Below are 18,640 nucleotides of genomic sequence, written 5' to 3' on the forward strand. Positions count from 1 at the left end.
GCGGCCGAGTTCGCTCTCGGCGGCAAGCTGCCCCTCTGGCGTGATCTCGTATTCGCCGTCCTGCTTTGTCATCCACCCTGACCTGACCATCTCTCGTGCAAGCTGCACTGAGCAGATCGGATGATTGCCTCCTGGGTAATACAGCCTGTCGTTTCGGACGAGCAAGTGGCCGTACAATTGGGCCTGACGCAATGCCCTTCGCATTCCGGGTGACGGATCTTTCATGCCGGTTCAAGCCTGAGCACGGTGAAGGTTCCTAATGAATGCGGTGACCCCAACGGCGTTTCATCCGGCAGCGCGCATAGGAACCGTCATTCTGCTGCATTGTTTGTTCTTTCGAGGAGCAGCGCCATGAACGTACGGGATGAGCACACGCAGTCCCTCTGGATGGACGTATCTGTCGCCGAGGCTCCGGTGCTGTCGCGTACGGTCGGCGTGGACGTTGCCGTGGTCGGCTCCGGAATAGCCGGGCTTTCGGTCGCATATGAACTTGCCCGCCATGGACGTTCGGTCGCAGTCATCGATCGCGGCCGCATCGGCAGCGGGATGACGGCGCGCACCACGGCGCATCTGGCGACCGCGCTCGATGACGGTTACGATGCGTTCGTGCGAGTCCGCGGCCCTGACTGTGCGCGGCGTTACTATCAGAGCGTTGCTGCCGCGATCGATCGCGTCGAGGCCATCCAGGGCGCCGAGCACATCGATTGCGGTTTCAAACGCGTCGATGGCTATTGGGTACAGGCACCCGAAACGTCCGCATCCGAGCTGGATAGTGAATTGGACCGCTGTCGCAAGCTGCAGATTCCGCTCGAAAATCGCATTGAGCCGACACCATTTCATGACAGGGGTCAGACACGTTCGCTGCGCTTTCCGCGCCAGGCGCGCCTGCATCCGACTAAATATCTCGCCGGTCTGGCGAGCGCACTGCAGCGCCGGGGCGCCCAGCTCTACGCCGACACCTGCGTCGAGAGCATCCAGCAACGCCAGGGCAGCATGGTCGTGACCACCGCCTCAGGCTACGAGGTTCACGCCGCCGACGTGGTGGTGGCGACCAACTCGCCCGTCAACGTGCAGGTGGCGATCCACACCAAGCAGGCGCCTTACCGCACTTATGCGCTCGCTGCGAAGATTGCGGCCGGCGCCGTGGAGGATGCGCTCTATTGGGATACGCTCGATCCTTATCATTATGTCCGGCTCCAACCATTGTCTGCCGACGAGGACATCGTGATCATCGGCGGCGAAGATCACAAGTCGGGTGAGGCAAATGATGGCGCACAGCGCCTTGACGCGCTTGAGCGCTGGGCGCGCGAGCGATTGCCGGATTTGCGCGAGGTCACTCATCGGTGGTCGGGTCAGGTGCTGGAGCCGGTCGATTTCGCCGGCTTCATCGGCCGCAGCCCCGACGAGGAGCATGTATTCATTGTCAGCGGCGATTCCGGGCAGGGGATCACGAACGGACTCGTGGCGGGCATGCTGATCGCGGATCTCATCACCAGCGGCGCCAGTCCCTGGGAGGACGTCTACGCTCCGTCACGGAAGATTCAGAGGAATATCGGCGAGTTCATCAGCGAGAACATCACCCCTATCAAGAACTTCGCGGAGTATCTCACCGCAAGTGAAATCGCGAGCGCTGAACATCTGCGGCCCGGCGAGGGGCGTCTCTTCCGAAGTGGCCTGAAGAAGATCGCGGCGTGGCGGGACCGAAGCGGACATTTGCATTTGCATTCGGCGAGCTGCACCCATTTGGGCTGCGTCGTGCACTGGAACTCACTCGAACAGTGCTGGGATTGCCCATGTCACGGATCGCAGTTTGCACCCGATGGCACCGCGCTCAACGGCCCGGCGGTTTCCCCGCTCGGCGAGGCTGAAAAGCCGGCCAATCTTGAAGCGGCAGAATGATCGGCATCGGTCGGCGTGTTGTGGTCAGGCTATAAAAGGAGCTTGCCGCGACGGTTGCAGCTTTTACCTGGCGAGCTGCATGTGAATCATGATGCGCGCTGATCTGATGTGACTAGTCCTCGCAGGCTGTACAGGCTATATCCTGTCGCCTGTCATTGAACTGTCATGTTACCGCAAATGCTAAAGTCAGACGCTGCGCCGGCTCGCAAGATTCCGAGCGCGCCGGAAACCAATCCTGCTCTTGGGAACACCAAGAGAACGCAGCTCCGCACCGGCTTCCTGGGGCAACGAGAGGAAGTCAGCGTGGAACCCGAGACGGCCGAGGAGCGCACTCCCATTGAGCAGATGCCATCGCAGGATGTGACGCCCGCGCCGAACCCTCAGCCCGCTCATCTGGCCGGCGAAATCGAGCTCAAGCTTCTCGTCGATGCCGATCGCATGGCGGATTTCGGCGCAGCGCCCGTCATCGTGGCGAACGCGCGCAACAAGGGCGCGCACAAACGTCTCAAATCCGTCTACTACGACACGCCCGAGCGGGCGCTACGACGCGCCGGCCTCAGCTTGCGCGTCCGCCAGAGCGGATCGCGTTTCGTGCAGACCGTGAAGACCGAGGTTGCGGACGATCCGTTGCGTCGCGGCGAATGGGAAGCAAGTGTGCCGTCGCTTGCGCCTGATTTCGCTTTGGCGATGCCGTTCATTCCGGAGAAGCTTCGCGGCCATCTCGACGCGCAGCCGCTCGAAGCGGTGTTCTCGGCCGATGTGCATCGGCACACGCGCATCGTCGACCTGCCGTCCGGCACGGTCGAGGTCGCCTTCGACCAGGGCGGGCTGAGCGCAGGCGGCAGGTCAATGCCGGTGAGCGAGATCGAGCTGGAGCTGAAGAGCGGCAGGGCGAGCGCGATCTACGAGATCGCGCTGCGCCTTGCGGAGCACGGAACGGTGAAGCCGTCCATCCGCAGCAAGTCCGCACGCGGCTTCGACCTTGCCGGGGACCTGCCGCCGTCGGCGCGCCGGCCGCGCAAGCTTCGCCTCGATCCTTCCGTGACGCTCGACGAGGCCTTCGCGACCATCCTGCGCGCCTGCTTCCTTCACCTGCTGCAATCGCTGCCGGCGGCCGAGGACGGCCGCAATCCGGAAGGCGTGCATCAGCTGCGTGTCTCGCTGCGCCGGCTGCGGTCTGCGCTCGACCTGATGCGATCGGTCGGCGCGCTCAGCCACGTCGATGCGCTGCGCTCGGAAGCCAAATGGCTGGCGCAAGGCCTGTCCGCGGCGCGCGACTGGGACGTGTTCCAGCTCGCCACCTTGCCGGCGATCGCAAGAGCCTGTCCTTCGGTCGCGGGCTTCGATGCGCTTGGGCAGGTCGCGGCTCAGCGTCAGGCGGAAGCCTATCGCAGGGCTCGCAGTGCGCTCGATGAACGCCGCTGTGCCGTCTTCCTGATCGGCCTCGGCGGCTGGATCGAGACGCGCGGCTGGCGCAACGGCGTCGCGCCGGAAGATCTCGGCCAGCTCGCCGAGCCCGCCGTCAATTTCGCGCAGCGCGTCCTGTCCGAGCAGTATGCCAAGGTGCTCAAGCGCGGCCGCCGCTTCAAGTCGCTGACGGTCGACGAGCTGCACCGCTTGCGGCTCGCCACCAAGCGGCTGCGCTATCTCAGCGAGTTCCTGCTGCCGCTATACGAGGATCGCAAGTCCGCGCGAAAATTCGCGCGCCGGCTCGCCGGCTTGCAGGAGGAGCTCGGCGTCTTCAACGACATGGCGGTGACGGCCTCGTTGCTCGACGGGCTCGGTTCCGAAGATCGCGACAGCGCCATTGCGGCGGCCGCGATCGCCGGCTGGCAGGCGCGGGCATCGATTGGCGTGCAGCAGGGCTTGCAGGATAGCTGGCGGGATTTCACCGCCGCGCGCGTGCCCTGGTCGCGCCAGGGCCAGCAGAGCTGATCGCGACGCCCCAAAAAAGTTGCGGCCAGCCATTGGGGGATGGCTGGCCGCGCGCGAACCGGTCTGGGACGGGGAGGGGTGGGGATGTGACCGGGTCGCGTAACCTGTTGTCTCGTTCCTACTGATCTTTGGCGCTGGCGGTGGAGACCGCCGGCTTGGTATCGCCCAGCGAGACCCAGACGTTGGGATCGCCCTGCGACTGGCGCTTGACGAAGCGGTAGCCGGTCTCCGTCCAGGCGAGGACATTCTCGTTCTGATTGTCGAGAATGAACTCGCCCTTGTCGGTCTTCACCGTCAGCACCGCGTGGCCTTCGCCCTTCTTGTCGCGCACCACGGTGATGAGCAGGGCCTGGCGCGGCCAGCCGGCATCCATCAGCATCTTGCGCTTCAACAGCACGTAGTCTTCACAGTCGCCGTAGCCGTCTGATGGCAGCGACCACTTCTCGATCACGCCCCAGTGCTCCTGGTCGGTCAGAGGCTTGACGGTCTCGTTGACCCAGCGATTGACCTTGATGAGGTCGCGCCATGCCGCCTGCGACATCACGATGTCGCGCGGCTGCAGCGGCGCGCCCTGGCACTGAGCAGCATTGTCCGCGCAGAACTCGACCCAGCCGATCGGCGCACGCGTGGTGTCGCCGAGGCTCGCGTAGAGCAGACGGCCTTCGCCGGCCTGCGCTACCGCGCTGATCCCGAAGAGCATGGCGACCAGCGCCAGTCCCTTCCCCTGTCCCCTGAAATCAAACATTGCGGCCCCCGTTTCTTGTTGGGACCACATTTCGCACGGAGCTTTTGAGTTGCCGCTAAGTCGACCAAGTCAAGTCGAGACGAATACAAGTAAAACGAGCGGCGAATTCGATCTATACTTGAATAGAATTTGCGTAAAATTCGATATGACCGAAATTGATTCAAATTATATCTGTTAACACGGAAGCGCTGGGCGAAGCGTTGTTTGCGCTCATCTGCAGCCTCTCCGTTAACCGCTGGCCGCTCGCCGCGAGACGTGAAAAAGGCGGCGTCCGCATCGCGGAAGCCGCCTTCGAGCCGGGAAATATCAGGGTTTTCGCGTCCTCGCGCTTTACCGCGCGGTAACGCTCTCTTCGAGTGTCTCCACCGGCTGCTCGTGCATGAACTCGAGCGCGAAGCCGTCTTCGAGGTTTCGGACCACGCGGCCCTGGACCCGACCGAGCAGAACGGTCGACTTCAGCGGCGGGCGGTTCTCGGCAGCGATCGCCGCGCCCGACAGCGAGAGGTCGATGATGCGGCAGGTCATCTTGGTGCCGTCCTCGAGTGTCAGCACCGCGATCGGGTTGCGCGGCACGATACGGTCGTGGCGGCGGTCCTCCGGCAGATTGAGGATGTCGCGATTGGCGAGCCAGGTCAGCTGTGCCGCGAGCTTGTCGCGCTTGCGCGGCGTCGCACCGATCGTCATGGCGAAGCCGTTGTCGATGATCCGGGTGATCTTGCCCTCGACGCGGCCGATATGGTCGAGATAGGCGACCACGCGGTCGCCGACATTGCCGATGCCGGGGGCGAGCAAGGCGAGGCCGCCCGGCGACATGTTGATCACCTGGCAGGGGAATTCCCGGCGGTCCGGCAGCATGTAGCGGCCGAGCAGGTGCACCTTCACCCGCTGGAAGCGCCTGCGCTCCTCGGCGGCCGGAAGAAATTTTTTGTTCGCTAACGCCATTTCCAACACCCGACCCCCCGCCCGGGCGGAGTCCGGGACGACCCTAAGGTGCATAGGGTTAATGCCGCGTTAGGATCGGGCGCGCCGGTTGCGGACAGACACGATGCGCTCGAAAAGCCACATCCCGAAGGAAGTGATCGTCACGCCGTCCGTGCCCTGTGCCCATAAAGCAGGCACAGCAGCGCCAGCAGCACGGCGGCAGACAGGCCGAGCGACCAGTGAATGCCGATCGCCGCGCCTGCTACCCCGACCGTGATGCCGCTGAAGGCCCGCATGCCGAGCCCGGCCATGTTGTAGAGGCCGACGACGCGGCCGCGGATGTCGTGCGGCGCGTTCAGCTGCACCAGCGCCTGCGCCATGGTGTTGAACGACAGCTCGAAGAAGCCTGCGAAGAACAATAGCGCGATCGCGACCGGATAGACCGGCACCAGTGCGAAGCCGAGCAGCGCCACGCTCCACAGCATCGCCAGCGTGATCGCGGTGCGCGGGGTGCCCTTCAGCCGTCCCCAGGATTCCAGCGCAATGCCGGCCAGCAGTGCGCCGGCCGCGTCTGCTGCGAGCAGCACGCTGTAGGAGACGCCGGGATCGCCATGGCCGAGATCGCCGGCATAGCCCGGCATCTGGGCGTGATAGGCGTTGCCGATCATGAAGGAAGTGAGGCCGGCGAGCCACGTCATCGCCGACAGCACCGGTTGGGTGCCGATCGCGCGGATGGTCAGCACGATGTCGGCAAGGCCGCGCACCGCGAAGCGGCGCGCCGCCACGCTCTTGTCCCGCACCGGAGCCCAGAACAGCCAGATCAGCATCGGCAGATAGAACAGCGTGTTGAAGATGATGCCGTGCGAGGGACCGAGCGTCAGCATGATGATCCCGCCGACTGCAGGCCCGACGAGGATGCCGAGATAGCGCGCCATCGCGTTCAGCCGCACAGCGCTCGGCAGATCGGCCGGGCCGACCAGGTCGTAGAGCAACAGCTGGTTCGGCGTCTGCCAGAGCACGCCGGCGCAGCCATGGATCACCAGGAGCAGCATCGCGTGCCACATCTGGATCGTATCGGTCAGGAAGAAGAAGCCCCAACCGGCGGAGGCGGCGATGAACAGCAGCATGCCGCACTGGATGATGCGGCGCGGATCGAACCGGTCGGCGAGGCCACCGACCGCGACGGAGAACAGCAGGAACGGCAGCCAGTGCGACAGCACGGCAAAGCCGCCGAGCGTCGGCGAATGGAATTTCTGGAACACCACCCAATAGCTGATCACATGCTCGATATTGTCCGCCATCATCGCCAGCACGTAAGAGGCGAATTGCAGACGGTAGGGCACGGACCTCATCGCCGCGAACGAGCCGGACGCGGCCATGGGATTTTGGGGAAGGGGGTTCACGGGATGACCTGAGGTGAGACTTTTGGCGCCTTACACGTTCACCGGACGGCGCTCAAGACAATTGGACGTGCTTGAACAGCAGCCATGCACTGCAGCCACACACTCCACCTTCATCCTGAGGTGCGAGCGAAGCGAGCCTCGAAGGATGGGCCACGCGCGCCTGTAGCCCATCCTTCGAGGCGCGCAAGAGCGCGCACCTCAGGATGACGGTTGAGCTTGTGGCAGCCGCCGCAGGCCAGGCCGCGCCGGCAGATTGTGCGGTGTCCTGACATTCCAGACCAGCCCAATCGCTTCAAGTGATCGGATCAGCCACCAGCCGGGATCGACCTGTCCCGGCAACAGTCCGAGCTTTGCCGAGCCCGGATAGGCGTGATGGTTGTTGTGCCAGTTCTCGCCCATGCTGATCAGCGCGGCGAGGCGGACATTGTAGCCTTGGCCCGCGACGCCATCGACGACCCAGGTCTGATCGCCGCGGGTGTGGGAGAAGTGGCCGATCAGCCAGTGGCCGGTGACGCAGACGCTGACGCGCACGCAAATGCCCCAGACCAGCCAATCCAGTTCGCCGATTGCAAAGAAGAGGAGGGCCCACGGCAATTGCTGCAACATCCATGTGCGTTCGATGAAGGCATAGAACCGGTCACCGGCAAGCCGCGGTTCGAGCCGAAAATCCGGCGGATGGCGCAATACCAGCCGGCAATGCAATTGCCACCACGCATCGCACCAGAAGCCGGCGCCGTGGCGGGAATACTCATGGCACGCGCGCTGGCGCTGCGCCCAGTCGCGGAAATCGTGCAGGCGGATCATGCCGAACGGCCCGGCCATGCCGACGAGCGTGCCGAGATAGACGAGCAGATGTTCGAGCCAGAGTGGGCAGTCGTAGCTCGCATGGATCAGCTTGCGGTGCATGCCGACCGAATGTCCCGCACAGAGCGTGACGGCGCTGGTCGCGAGGAACAGCGCCAAGGCCGCCCAGGAGAAGCAGAGCGGCGCAAGCGCGATGGCGGCCGTCGTCATGCCTGCCAGCCACAGCGATTTCCCAGCGGCCCATCGCACGTGTCCGTCCAGCGGATCCGTGTCAGGTGCGACAATGATTCGTTCCGAGCCCGGTCGCGTCTCCATCTGATGATCCCGGCTGACAGCGGCGCGGACGCCGCGAAAGTCCGAAGCAGGCCGTGCTCCGGCATCCACAACCTGCGGACACAACCGCGGCGTGTCAACGCCGGCGTTGGTATTTCCAATGTCGCGTACCTGTCATAGGCTGATCGCGGCCCGCATCATCAAAACACAACAAGCGGGCAGCGAGGAAACAGCCATGCAGCAAATCCGCGTCTGCACCCACGCTGGTCCCGGCTCGGAGCCCGTCATCCGCACCGTGCCGTGGCCGAAGGTCGGCCGCAAGGCCGCGCTGATCAAGGTCGGCGCCTGCGGCGTCTGCGGCACCGACCTGCACATCCTGAAAGGACACTGGCCGAAGCCGCTGCCCTGGCCGTTCACGCTGGGACACGAGCTCGGCGGAATCATCGTCGAATGCGGCGATGAATTTTCCGAGGATTTTATGAGCAAGCGGCTTCAAGTCGGCTCCAAGGTGATGATCCCGCCCTTGATGCCGTGCGGCCGCTGCTATTACTGCATCCATTATCCGCAAACCGCGAACAAGTGCCTGACGCCGGTCTATTACGGCCGCTATCTCGGCTTCGACAAGCCGCCGCATTTGTGGGGCGGCTGGGCCGAATATGTCTATGTCGATCTCGAGATGCTGCCGGGCACCAAGATCTACAAGCTGCCGGACGACATGTCGTTGCGCCTGGGTGCGCTGTCGGAGCCGTTGACATCCTGCATCCGCGCCTTCAATCGCGCCACGCGCGCCGGCGGATTCAGCTGGGGCGACACCGTCGTGATCCAGGGCTCCGGCCCGATCGGCATTTTGGCGGTCGCGGCCGCCAGAGAGATGGGGGCAGGGCGCGTCATCTGCGTCGGCGCGCCGGAGGAGCCGCGGCTCAAGCTGGCGCGCGAGTTCGGCGCGGAGGCGACCGTGAACATTGAGGAGCTCAAGTTGCCGCAGGAGCGCGTCGATCGCGTGCGGAAAATCGTCGGCGGCTTCGGCGCCGATCTCGTGATGGACTGCTCGGGACATCCGACCGCCGGCCCCGAAGGCATCGAGATGCTGCGCGATGGCGGCACCTATGTCGAGATGGGCCAGTTCACCGATGCCGGCTCGATCGACACCTCCTGGCACCGCATCTGCACCAAGGACCTCAACGTGCTGGGATCCTGGGGCTTCACCGGCAATGATCTCCCGCTCGGCGTCGACATGCTCTACCGCACGCGAGACAAATATCCGTGGCTGAAGATGCAGACGATCTACCCGTTCACGGAAGCGGGCGTCGCGCAGGCGGTGAAGGACGCGATGGCGATGAAGACGGTGAAGTCGACCATCGTGCCGTGGCCGGAGCTGGTGGAGTAGCCGTGATCGACGAGAAACCAAGCAGACCCCGCTCCCCCTTCAACGCCATCCGCGCGATCGACTACACCGTCATCTTCGTGCGCGACATGGTGGCGATGCGCCGCTTCTACGAGGACGTCCTCGCCTTTCCGCTCTCGCGCGAACTGTCGCCGAACTGGATCGAGTATGGCATCGGCAGCAACACGCTGGCGCTGGCACGGCCGAGCCGCACCTCAGGTGATGCACCTCGCGTTCAAGGTCTCGGCCGCCGACGTCGATCAATGCGCCGACGAGCTCGTGCGCCAGGGCGTGGCGCTGCTGTCGCCACCGACGAACCAGGCGTTCGGCCATCGCACGTTATTCTTCCGCGATCCCGACGGGAATTTGCTGGAGGTGTACGCGGAGATCTGAGGAGGCTCCGGATCGATATCCAGGAGGCCGTCAGAAATCGCCTGTCACCTTCAGGCGCGGCTCCCCGTCAAGCCATGCATCAAAGCCATGGTGATTTCCGGGCGCATGGCGTAAAGAGCGCCCAGATCAAATCCAGCGTGCGGCCGGGCCGTTTGCCGCGCACGCAGCTTTAGGTGCCCCGGTTCACCGTTTGCGCGCCTGAATTCAACCAAGGTTCTCCATCTCGTGTCTATTCCGGCCCTGACCCCGCCGCTCGCCCGCGCTTTGGCCGAGCGGAACTATGATTCACTGACGCCCGTCCAGCTCGCGGTGCTCGCCCATGAAGCCACCAGCCGCGACCTCTTGGTCTCGGCCCAGACCGGTTCCGGCAAGACCGTCGCTTACGGTCTGGCCATCGCGAAGAACATCCTCGATGACGCCGAGCAGTTCGCACCAGCGGCCGCGCCGCTCGCCTTGATCGTGGCGCCGACCCGCGAGCTCGCGCTCCAGGTTCAGCGCGAGCTGGCCTGGCTGTATGGGCACGCCGGCGGGCGTGTCGTCTCCTGTGTCGGCGGCATGGATCCGCGGCGCGAGCAGCGGGAGCTCGCCGCCGGCGCGCACATCGTCGTCGGCACGCCCGGGCGTCTGTGCGATCATCTGCGGCGCGGCCGCCTCGATATCTCCGAGCTCGGCGCGGTCGTGCTCGACGAAGCCGACGAGATGCTCAATCTCGGCTTTCGCGAGGACATGGAATTCATCCTCGAGACCACGCCGCAGGCGCGCCGAACGCTGCTGTTCTCGGCGACGTTTCCGCGCGGCATCGTCGCGCTGGCGCGGCAATATCAGCGCGACGCCTTCCGGATCGAGGTCGCCGGCGACGAAGGCGGCCACGCCGACATCGAATACCGCGCGATCCGCATCGCGCCCGCCGACGTCGAGCATGCCGTCGTCAACGTGCTGCGCTTCTACGAGGCGCCGAGCGCGCTGGTGTTTTGCAGCACGCGCGATGCCGTCAGGCATTTGCAGGCAGCGCTCCTGGAGCGCGGCTTTTCGGTGGTCGCGCTGTCGGGTGAATTGACGCAGAACGAACGCACCCTGGCGCTGCAGTCGCTGCGCGACGGCCGCGCGCGCGTCTGCGTTGCGACCGACGTTGCCGCCCGCGGCATCGATCTGCCGAGCCTCGACCTCGTCATTCATGCCGATTTGCCCAACGACGCCGAAGTCATGCAGCATCGCTCGGGCCGCACCGGGCGCGCGGGCCGGAAGGGGACGAGCGTTCTCCTGGTGCCGCCGGCGCGGCGGCGTCGGGCCGAGCTGTTGCTCAATCTCTCCGGGATCGACGCGGCCTGGGGCACGGCGCCGCAGGCGGATGACATCCGCAAGCTCGATCACGCCCGCATGAAGGACGTGCTGTTCACGGAGGAGACGACGCCCGACGATCTGGCCCTGGCGCAGGCGCTCTTGGCCGAGCGCTCGCCCGAGGATATCGCCGCCGCGCTTGCGCGGCTTTATCGCGCGCGGCTGCCGTCGCCCGAGGACATCATCGATCCCGGCGAGCGAAGCGGCAAGCCGGAACGCGAGCGTCATAGATCCGAAGAGGGCGACGACCGCGGCAAGCCGCGATCGAAGGCCGGGAAGGCGTCGAAGCACGGCATGGCTGAGGGCAGCGTCTGGTTTCGCGCCGCCATCGGGCGCCGCAAGAACGCGGAGGCACGCTGGCTGCTGCCGATGATCTGCCGCCGCGGCGGCATCGACAAGCGCGACATCGGCGCCATCAAGATCATGGACACCACCACCGAGTTCGAGATCTCCGAGCGGGTCGCCGATTCCTTTGCGGCGAAGATCAAGCGTCCGGACAAGGAAGACAGCATCCGGATCGAGCCGATGGCGGATTCGCCGCAGCGGCAAGAAGCTCCCCGGGAGCGCTCTCGCGCGCCGCAGCGCGAGGCCGGCGCGCATCATGAACGGCGCGAGGATCGCCCGCGCGAGGCAAGTGGATTCAAGCCACGCAGCAAGCCTCACGCCGAGCGCGCGCCGAAATTCGACGATGCGCGTTCTTTCGCAAAGAAAAAGAAGCACAAGAACAAGCCGGGCCACGCAGAGCCGTCGGTTACGCCATGGCCTGTGAAGGGCGCGCCCGGAAAGAATGCGAAAAAGAAGCGTCGGGGCTGATCTGCCGCTTTCCGTCCCCGGCTTGACTGGTGCCGCCGAAGGCTCGCGCGGTGCGCTACGGAGTGCTGCACCCACTCGCAATCAATCAGTAACATGGCGCCATCCGGACGCGTTGCGAGCCCGCGCCTTCTCAAGTTTGGCAGAAGCCTTTCGGCAACTTCAATGAGGCAATAGCAGCGCCTGCGGCGAGTCGTCGCTTGCATCGAATTTAATCAAGTCGAGAGTCTGAAAGCGAACTGAAGGTCCGATCCTGGTTGGTCATAGTCGGCGGCAGGGGGCGAGAGCAGCTCATCAGCAGCATCCCTCCATTTTGAGAGTAGGGGCACTGGTTTCCCGGTGCGGCCCGCACCCGGGAGCTTCTGAAAGTCTTCAATCCAACAATCTGGTTTCGCGTGAAAGGATGGAATGACGATGAATGATGCCAATGTGAAAGCCGAAACGAATGCCACTCCCGCGGGTGGGAATGGTGACGCAAGGCTCAAGTTCGACGTGCCGTTTTTCAATATCCAGGGGATCTTCGGCGATCTTGCCGAGCAGGGCGCCGCGCGGGCCAAGGCAAATCTCGAGCAGATGAAGGCGGCTTCCGAGGAGATCACCGACGCTCTCCGCGAAGCCTGTGCGACCAATGCCACGCATGCCGCCCACTACGGCACCAAGGTCATCGAAATATCGAAAATCAATACCAGCTCCACCTTGGAATTCCTGTCCCAGCTCGCGGAAGCGAGGTCGTTTGCGGATGTCGTGAACCTTTCCACCGCCCACAGCCGCAGGACCTTTGAAATGGCGTCGGGCCAAAACCGGGAGCTTTGGGACCTTGCCCAGAAGGTTGCGACCGAGACGGCCGAGCCGATCAAGAAGAGCTTCAACCGGGTTCTGCATAGGGCTGCCTGAATCGAGGCTATCGGCCGCGTGAATCGGCTGGACGAGCGTCTTCGCCAGAAGAGACGCCGTCCGGCCGATGGCGGCGACGCCTTTTCGTGAAGGGATGCCGAGCTGGAGGAAATCAGATGGGTATGGTGATGATCAAGTGCCCGGAAACGGGCCGGGCCATTTCGACCGGCATCGAGATGGACCGCGAAAGATTTCGATGCAGTGCAGTATTCTTTTCTCGCACTTATTGCGGGATGTGTGCAGCAACGCACGAGTGGTTTGCCAAGGAGGCCTGGGTCTACGAAACGGCAAGTCCGGGGGCAGGCAGTCGTTCGACGCGGGGGCGGCGTGAAGCGGCCTGACGGCGTCCTGCGAAACAATCCGATCGATCCTCGGGTTCATCACCTTGTAGCGGTTGAGCTTCTGCTGGCGTGAGCCGCGCCCCTGGGGGCTGGCTCACGTCGCGGCGAGGTCGCGCAGCATATAAGTCGCGCCATCGCCATAGGATGCGAGCTTGGCGCGCAACTCAGCATCCGCCGTCACGGCCCGAAAGCCCATGCGTTCCCATAGCGGCCGCGTGCCGTAGACCGAGACCAGCGCGAGTGTTGCGATGCCCGACGCACGCGCCAGCTTCTCGATATCGGCAACATAGGCGCGCACAACACCGCCGCGGAACTCGGACAATACGGCGACGTCGTGGATGTAGAGACAGTCCGCGCCGTCAGGCAATTCCTGCAGAAAGCCGTCGAGCGGCGGAATCCGGTACCGCATCCAGGGATGCGCCAGTCCGTAGCCGACGATGTCATCGTCCGTGTCGAGCACGCCGCAGCCGTCCGGACATAGCCACATCTTCTCCGCCAGCACCTCGGCGCGTTCGGGCAACGCAGGATGGATGTGTGCTGCAATCGCGCAGATCGCAGCGAGGTCCGAGGCGCGCGCGGGACGCCAATGCGGCTTGCTCATGTCGGTGCGTATCCTTGCGCGGCCGTGCAGGGACGCGCGACTTCTATCGCAGCCCCTCATACACCATCAGCCCGCGTGCGATCTGCAACTTCCGGATGGCGCGCGGCAGCAGTTTCTCCGGCTGGTGCAGGTAGCGCCAGGAGGTGAGGGCGAAGGCGGAAAGCGTGCCGCATTCGTCGTCGAACGGCGCGAGCACGCCGGTGACGCTCACCGGCGTATGTGGGCGGGCGTTGAAGGGCAGCAGCAGGAGCTCGAGATGCGCCTTGCTGCCGTCCTCGCGCGCAGCGGTGACGCCGGCGATCGCGCCCAGCGTCTCGTCGGCGACGATCGTGGTGATCTCCTCGATCTCGCTGCGGCTGGCTGGCGTGAACAGCGCCGCAAAGCTCTGGTCCTTGAGGTCTGTTCCGGCCAGCGCGCAGACGCGCGTGCCGGCGACGCGGAACGGGAAGCCGAGGTTTGGCTCGCAGGACAGCACGAAGATGTCACCGAGCAGGCCGCGGACCGCGGCCGGATCGATGTCGGCCCGGTCAGGGGCCCGTGCAGTGCCGCGCTTCTTGTCCCAATACGCGAAGAACGCGCGGCTCGACGGATGTTTCATGACTGAACGCTCGCCCGGGGTGCGACCTCGAAGGGACAGACCTGTCCCGCTTCAGTGCACCCGCGATCCCTTGTGTTGTTGTGCAGGAGGGGATTTGCAGCGTCCATGCCGCGGGCGCGTTTTCGCGCCCGTTGAGGCGGTCTTTGCGTCGTTAACGTTAAATTAACTATGCGCTTCGTGTCGGCCGCGCGCCTGCTATGGTGATCGCGGTCGCAAGCCTCGCCGGTTTTCTCCAGGTTCTCGGCGGGGCCTGTACAGGAGCGTCAAACAGTTTGGTCACGGGCCGCGGGGAGGGGTGGGGATACGCCTTATCTCTCCGGCCACCGGAAGACCGACACGGACAGGCAGGGCTTTCCCAGGGCCCTGCCTTTTCCTTTTGTGCACTTGCGCAGGGACGGCAAAGGCGACTATCTCCAAGCCTGTCGCTCCGATGTCGCCTGAAAGCGAAGCTGCCTTGGATTCCCCGCAAGATTCGTCGCCGGATGTGCCGGCCGTCAACGAGGAGGCTCCGCGCGAGCCGATCCTGACGCTGCCTCCGGCGCTGACCGCCTATGTCCTGCTCTTGGCGGCGATCCATCTGCGGGTGCTGCTGCCGCCGGAGCTCGAGAACTGGACCATCGACGTCTTCGGCTTCATCCCGAAGCGCTACGATTCCTCGCTGCTCAATCTGCAGATCCCGGGCGGGGCGGGGGCGAAGGTCTGGACTTTCGTCACCTATTCGCTGCTGCACGCCAATCTCACCCATCTCGGTTTCAACGTGCTGTGGCTGCTGCCGTTCGGCAGCGCGCTGGCGCGGCGCTTCGGCACGGTCAGGTTCTTCGTCTTCCTGGCAGTGACGGCGGCGGCCGGCGCGGTCGCCCATCTCGTCACCCATGAGCATGCGGTGGCGCCGATGATCGGCGCCTCGGCCTCGGTGTCGGGCGCGATGGCCGCCGCAATCCGCTTCGCCTTCGTGCGCGGTAGCTTCCTGTCGTTCAGCCGATCGGATGCCGATACCGCCGCGAAGGTTCCGGCGCTGCCGCTGTCGCGTGCGCTGCGCGACGGGCGGGTCGTCGGCTTCCTCGCCGTCTGGTTCGGCGTCAACATCATCTTCGGCGTGGGCGCGATCGGGGTGGATGCCGAAACCACGAGCGTGGCCTGGCAGGCGCATATCGGCGGCTTCTTCGCCGGCCTGCTGTTGTTCGCGCTGTTCGATCCCGTGCCGCGCGTGCGAAGCGATGCTGCGGATGCGTCATCACGAGACGTTTCAGACCGTATCTGAAGCGGCGCTTGCGACGCAGCCCGAATTCATCCATCATTCCGGGCGAGAATGTTCCGAAGCGACACGTCTTTAGCGACGATGCTTCGCAAAGCGCACGAGCGTGAAACCGGCGCTGAAACTGTTAGTTGAAGACTCGCGAACAAGTCCGGACCGCCAAAGGCGGACGGGCTCGGATTCAGGGAGGCGGCAATGACGGTACGTTCCATTCTGAACACCAAGGGCCACCAGATCATGAGCGTCGAGCCCGACGCCAAGCTGGCGGACGCGATCAAGCTGCTCGGCGAGAAGAAGATCGGCGCGGTGCTGGTGATGAACCAGAGCCGGCTCGAGGGCATCCTGTCCGAGCGCGACATTGTGCGCGTGCTCGGCGACCGCGGCGCCGGCGTGCTGGAGGCGCCGGTCTCGGAGGTGATGACCCGCAAGGTCGTGACCTGCAAGGAGACCGACACCGTCGCCGAGCTCATGGAGACGATGACGACGGGCAAGTTCCGTCATCTGCCCGTGATCGACAACGGCAAGGTGGTCGGCCTGATCTCGATCGGCGACATCGTCAAATGGCGTGTCCGCGAATACGAGACCGAGCAGGAAGCCCTGCGCGACTACATCAAGACCGCCTGATCAGGCCTGGTCGTCGGCTTTCGGCGCGGTGCCCGCGGGCGCCGGCGCCAGCACGTGGATCGCCTCCTGGATGGACTCCAATGCGCGCTCGGCGGCGCGCGTGCCATGTGCGATCAGGTCTTCGGAGCGGTGGAAGTCGAACCAGCCGAACTGGCCGACCCGCGGCGTGATCAGCATGTCGGGTGGATCGCCGGCCAGACGGGCGCGGGTGATGCGGTCCTGCATGATGTTGAAGGCGTCCACCATCACCGAGGAGATGCCGGGCCGGCCGTTGCCGCCGAAGAACTCGCGCTTCATCGTCTTCTCGGGCGAGAACAGGCGCGGGAAGCGCCGCTTGGCCGCCGGCTCCTCGGCCACCGGCACGACCGGGGCGGGCGCTGCGCCGTGTGAATAGATCGTGGTGGAATGGGTGAAGATGTCGCTGGAAAGATTTGCGGCGATGACGATTTCGGCGCCGAGCGCGCGGGCGGCCGAGACCGGCACCGGGTTCACCAGCGCGCCGTCGACCAGCCAGCGGTCGCCGATCAGCACGGGCGCGAAGATGCCGGGCAGGGCATAGGACGCGCGCATGGCGTCGACGACGCGGCCGCGCGTCAGCCAAATCTCGTGGCCGGTGCGAACCTCGGTCGCGACGCTCGCGAACTTGATGGGCAGGTCCTCGATCAGCACCTGCCCGATCGCCTTCTCGAGCCGGGTCGCGAGCTTCTCGCCGCCAAGCAGGCCCGAGCCGTTGAGACGGATATCGAGATAGCCGAGGATGTTGCGCATCCCTTGCAGGCTGCGTCCCCAGTCTTCGAACGTATCGAGCCGGCCGGCCGCGTGGAGGCCGCCGACCACGGCGCCGATGGACGTGCCGACGACGACATCGGGCACGATCCCATTGGCAATCAGGGTCCTCAGGATTCCGATATGGGCAAAGCCGCGCGCCGCGCCGCCGCCAAGGGCAAGGCCGATGACCGGCCGGCGGATGCTGCCCAAGCCGACTTTTTCGCCCACCTTCTCGCCGTTCGAGCCGTTCGCGCCCCGGCCTTTCAATCTGTCCAGCACCGCAACTCTCCTACGCCGGGCCAGCCCGCATCGTCAGACTAGGCATCGCACGTGGCCTCCGCCATATCAGGCGCGAGGCATGGTTTATGCCGCTTTGGAAAGGGCACGGGGCAGGAGTATGGCGAGGCGCGGTTGCTTCCGAACTAATCACGCAGCCGTCAACTCGGTTCCACAGAACCCTCCGGGGCCGTATTTCCTGGGGTTTCAGAGGCTTGAATTTGCCGCGTTTTCGGTGAAAAGCAAGGAGCATGACACGCGGGGGTGACGGCATCATCGGATGGCGGCGCAGCGGCAGGCTGCTGCCGGCGCTGATCCTTGCCGCGTGCGTCATTATCTCCGGCCGAAATGCTGCCCAAGCGCAGCTCTTCTCCGATCGTCCGCCGCCGGTGCCGCCGGCCTCGGTGCCGGATCCCGGCAACGCCGTCAGCCTGGCGCCGCCCTCCGGGCCGGGCGCGGGACCCCCAAGCCTGCCGCCGACCCTGATGCAGCCGGCGACCCCGAGCATGCCGCCGCCCGCGGTCTCGACCGTGCCGCCGGCCGCCCCGCTGAATGCGGCCGTGCCCGGACAGGGCGTGCTGTCGCTGACCGCAAAATACGGCAAGGACTCGGCTCCGATCACCAGCGGCCTGGTCTGGCGCGTGTTTGCCGACCGGCCCGACGAGAACGGCACCTTCAAGCTGATCCGCGAGGACCGCAGTGGGACGCCGAACATCGTGCTGCCGCCCGGCAATTATGTCGTCCACGTTGCCTTCGGCCTCGTCAGCGCGGTGCGCACCGTCAGCCTGAAATCCGAGACAAACCGCGAATCCTTCGTGCTGCCGGCCGGCGGCCTGCGCATCGAGGGCCGCGTGGGCACCAGCCGCATTCCGCAGAACCAGATCTCGTTCGCGATCTACAAGGGCAGCCAATTCGAATCCGGCGAGCGCGCCTCCCTGGTGCCGAACGTCGCCGCCGGCGACGTCGTGCTGATCCCGGAGGGCACCTACTACATCGTCTCCAACTACGGCGATGCCAATTCGGTGGTGCGCTCGGACATCCGCGTCCAGGCCGGCAAGCTCACCGACGTCACCATCACCCACCGCGCCGCCGTCATCACGCTCAAGCTGGTCAGCGACAGGGGCGGCGAGGCGCTCGCCAACACCGCCTGGTCGGTGCTGACGCCGGGCGGCGACGTCATCAAGGAATCGATCGGCGCGTTCCCGCGCGTCGTGCTGTCCGAAGGCGAGTACCGCGCCATCGCCAAGAACGAGGGCAAGGTCTACGAGCGCGGATTCAACGTCGTCAACGGCGTCGACGGCGAAGTCGAAGTCATCGCGCGCTAAGGCCGGCGCGGCCCGCGGCGAGAAGCTCCGGCACGACAATTCTCATCGCGCGC

Annotated in this window: 15 protein-coding genes and 1 pseudogene; 9 read left to right on the forward strand and 7 right to left on the reverse strand. The window is 65.1% G+C overall.

Annotated elements, in window-relative coordinates; all coding sequences use genetic code 11:
- The first annotated feature begins 351 nt into the window (after window positions 1–351).
- Together XI05_RS27890 and XI05_RS27895 are read left to right on the forward strand one after the other, a co-directional pair.
- Window positions 352–1,899, forward strand: a complete 1,548-nt coding sequence (locus XI05_RS27890; protein ID WP_271507777.1) for an FAD-dependent oxidoreductase — start codon at window positions 352–354, stop codon at window positions 1,897–1,899.
- A 177-nt stretch (window positions 1,900–2,076) separates the two neighbouring features.
- Window positions 2,077–3,834 carry a CYTH and CHAD domain-containing protein gene (locus tag XI05_RS27895; RefSeq protein WP_271507780.1) on the forward strand — a complete coding sequence of 586 codons (1,758 nt, stop codon included), beginning with the start codon at window positions 2,077–2,079 and terminating at the stop codon, window positions 3,832–3,834.
- Window positions 3,835–3,952: 118 nt separating this feature from the next.
- Here XI05_RS27895 and XI05_RS27900 read toward each other — a convergent pair whose 3' ends face one another.
- The 4 genes from XI05_RS27900 to XI05_RS27915 all read right to left on the reverse strand — a co-directional run bounded on the left by XI05_RS27900 (window position 3,953) and on the right by XI05_RS27915 (window position 7,917).
- Window positions 3,953–4,579 (reverse strand): transglutaminase-like cysteine peptidase, encoded by a 627-nt coding sequence (locus tag XI05_RS27900; protein WP_271507782.1) that lies wholly within the window; start codon window positions 4,577–4,579, stop codon window positions 3,953–3,955.
- 330 nt (window positions 4,580–4,909) lie between these two features.
- The gene (locus XI05_RS27905; protein ID WP_025037137.1) at window positions 4,910–5,521 is read right to left on the reverse strand and encodes a PilZ domain-containing protein; all 612 of its coding nucleotides are present in this window, start codon (window positions 5,519–5,521) and stop codon (window positions 4,910–4,912) included.
- Between the two features lie 140 nt (window positions 5,522–5,661).
- The gene (locus XI05_RS27910) at window positions 5,662–6,879 is read right to left on the reverse strand and encodes an MFS transporter (RefSeq protein ID WP_271507991.1); all 1,218 of its coding nucleotides are present in this window, start codon (window positions 6,877–6,879) and stop codon (window positions 5,662–5,664) included.
- A 222-nt stretch (window positions 6,880–7,101) separates the two neighbouring features.
- Complete coding sequence (locus XI05_RS27915) at window positions 7,102–7,917, reverse strand: acyl-CoA desaturase (RefSeq protein ID WP_271507785.1); 816 nt, start codon at window positions 7,915–7,917, stop codon at window positions 7,102–7,104.
- A 298-nt stretch (window positions 7,918–8,215) separates the two neighbouring features.
- On the opposite strand from XI05_RS27915, the gene XI05_RS27920 reads away from it, so the two are divergent.
- The 4 genes and pseudogenes from XI05_RS27920 to XI05_RS27935 all read left to right on the forward strand — a co-directional run bounded on the left by XI05_RS27920 (window position 8,216) and on the right by XI05_RS27935 (window position 12,799).
- On the forward strand, window positions 8,216–9,367 hold the full coding sequence (locus XI05_RS27920) for a zinc-binding dehydrogenase (protein ID WP_271507787.1): 1,152 nt from the start codon (window positions 8,216–8,218) through the stop codon (window positions 9,365–9,367).
- Between the two features lie 5 nt (window positions 9,368–9,372).
- A pseudogene (locus XI05_RS27925) lies at window positions 9,373–9,757 on the forward strand (VOC family protein).
- Window positions 9,758–9,982: 225 nt separating this feature from the next.
- Window positions 9,983–11,908 carry a DEAD/DEAH box helicase gene (locus tag XI05_RS27930; protein WP_271507790.1) on the forward strand — a complete coding sequence of 642 codons (1,926 nt, stop codon included), beginning with the start codon at window positions 9,983–9,985 and terminating at the stop codon, window positions 11,906–11,908.
- Between the two features lie 405 nt (window positions 11,909–12,313).
- Window positions 12,314–12,799 carry a phasin gene (locus XI05_RS27935; protein ID WP_271507793.1) on the forward strand — a complete coding sequence of 162 codons (486 nt, stop codon included), beginning with the start codon at window positions 12,314–12,316 and terminating at the stop codon, window positions 12,797–12,799.
- 435 nt (window positions 12,800–13,234) lie between these two features.
- Here XI05_RS27935 and XI05_RS27945 read toward each other — a convergent pair whose 3' ends face one another.
- The gene (locus XI05_RS27945) at window positions 13,235–13,741 is read right to left on the reverse strand and encodes a GNAT family N-acetyltransferase (protein WP_271507795.1); all 507 of its coding nucleotides are present in this window, start codon (window positions 13,739–13,741) and stop codon (window positions 13,235–13,237) included.
- Window positions 13,742–13,784: 43 nt separating this feature from the next.
- Window positions 13,785–14,339 (reverse strand): PAS domain-containing protein, encoded by a 555-nt coding sequence (locus XI05_RS27950; protein WP_271507797.1) that lies wholly within the window; start codon window positions 14,337–14,339, stop codon window positions 13,785–13,787.
- Between the two features lie 430 nt (window positions 14,340–14,769).
- On the opposite strand from XI05_RS27950, the gene XI05_RS27955 reads away from it, so the two are divergent.
- Together XI05_RS27955 and XI05_RS27960 are read left to right on the forward strand one after the other, a co-directional pair.
- Window positions 14,770–15,600 carry a rhomboid family intramembrane serine protease gene (locus tag XI05_RS27955; RefSeq protein WP_271507800.1) on the forward strand — a complete coding sequence of 277 codons (831 nt, stop codon included), beginning with the start codon at window positions 14,770–14,772 and terminating at the stop codon, window positions 15,598–15,600.
- A 189-nt stretch (window positions 15,601–15,789) separates the two neighbouring features.
- Window positions 15,790–16,218 carry a CBS domain-containing protein gene (locus XI05_RS27960; protein ID WP_172783098.1) on the forward strand — a complete coding sequence of 143 codons (429 nt, stop codon included), beginning with the start codon at window positions 15,790–15,792 and terminating at the stop codon, window positions 16,216–16,218.
- On the opposite strand, the gene XI05_RS27965 is transcribed toward XI05_RS27960, so the two are convergent.
- Window positions 16,219–17,265 (reverse strand): patatin-like phospholipase family protein, encoded by a 1,047-nt coding sequence (locus XI05_RS27965; protein WP_271507803.1) that lies wholly within the window; start codon window positions 17,263–17,265, stop codon window positions 16,219–16,221.
- Between the two features lie 248 nt (window positions 17,266–17,513).
- On the opposite strand from XI05_RS27965, the gene XI05_RS27970 reads away from it, so the two are divergent.
- Entirely contained in the window at window positions 17,514–18,587 is a 1,074-nt protein-coding gene (locus XI05_RS27970; RefSeq protein ID WP_172783100.1) for a hypothetical protein, read from the forward strand.
- Window positions 18,588–18,640: the final 53 nt, after the last annotated feature.

Source organism: Bradyrhizobium sp. CCBAU 11357, assembly GCF_028128865.1.
Lineage (GTDB): Bacteria > Pseudomonadota > Alphaproteobacteria > Rhizobiales > Xanthobacteraceae > Bradyrhizobium.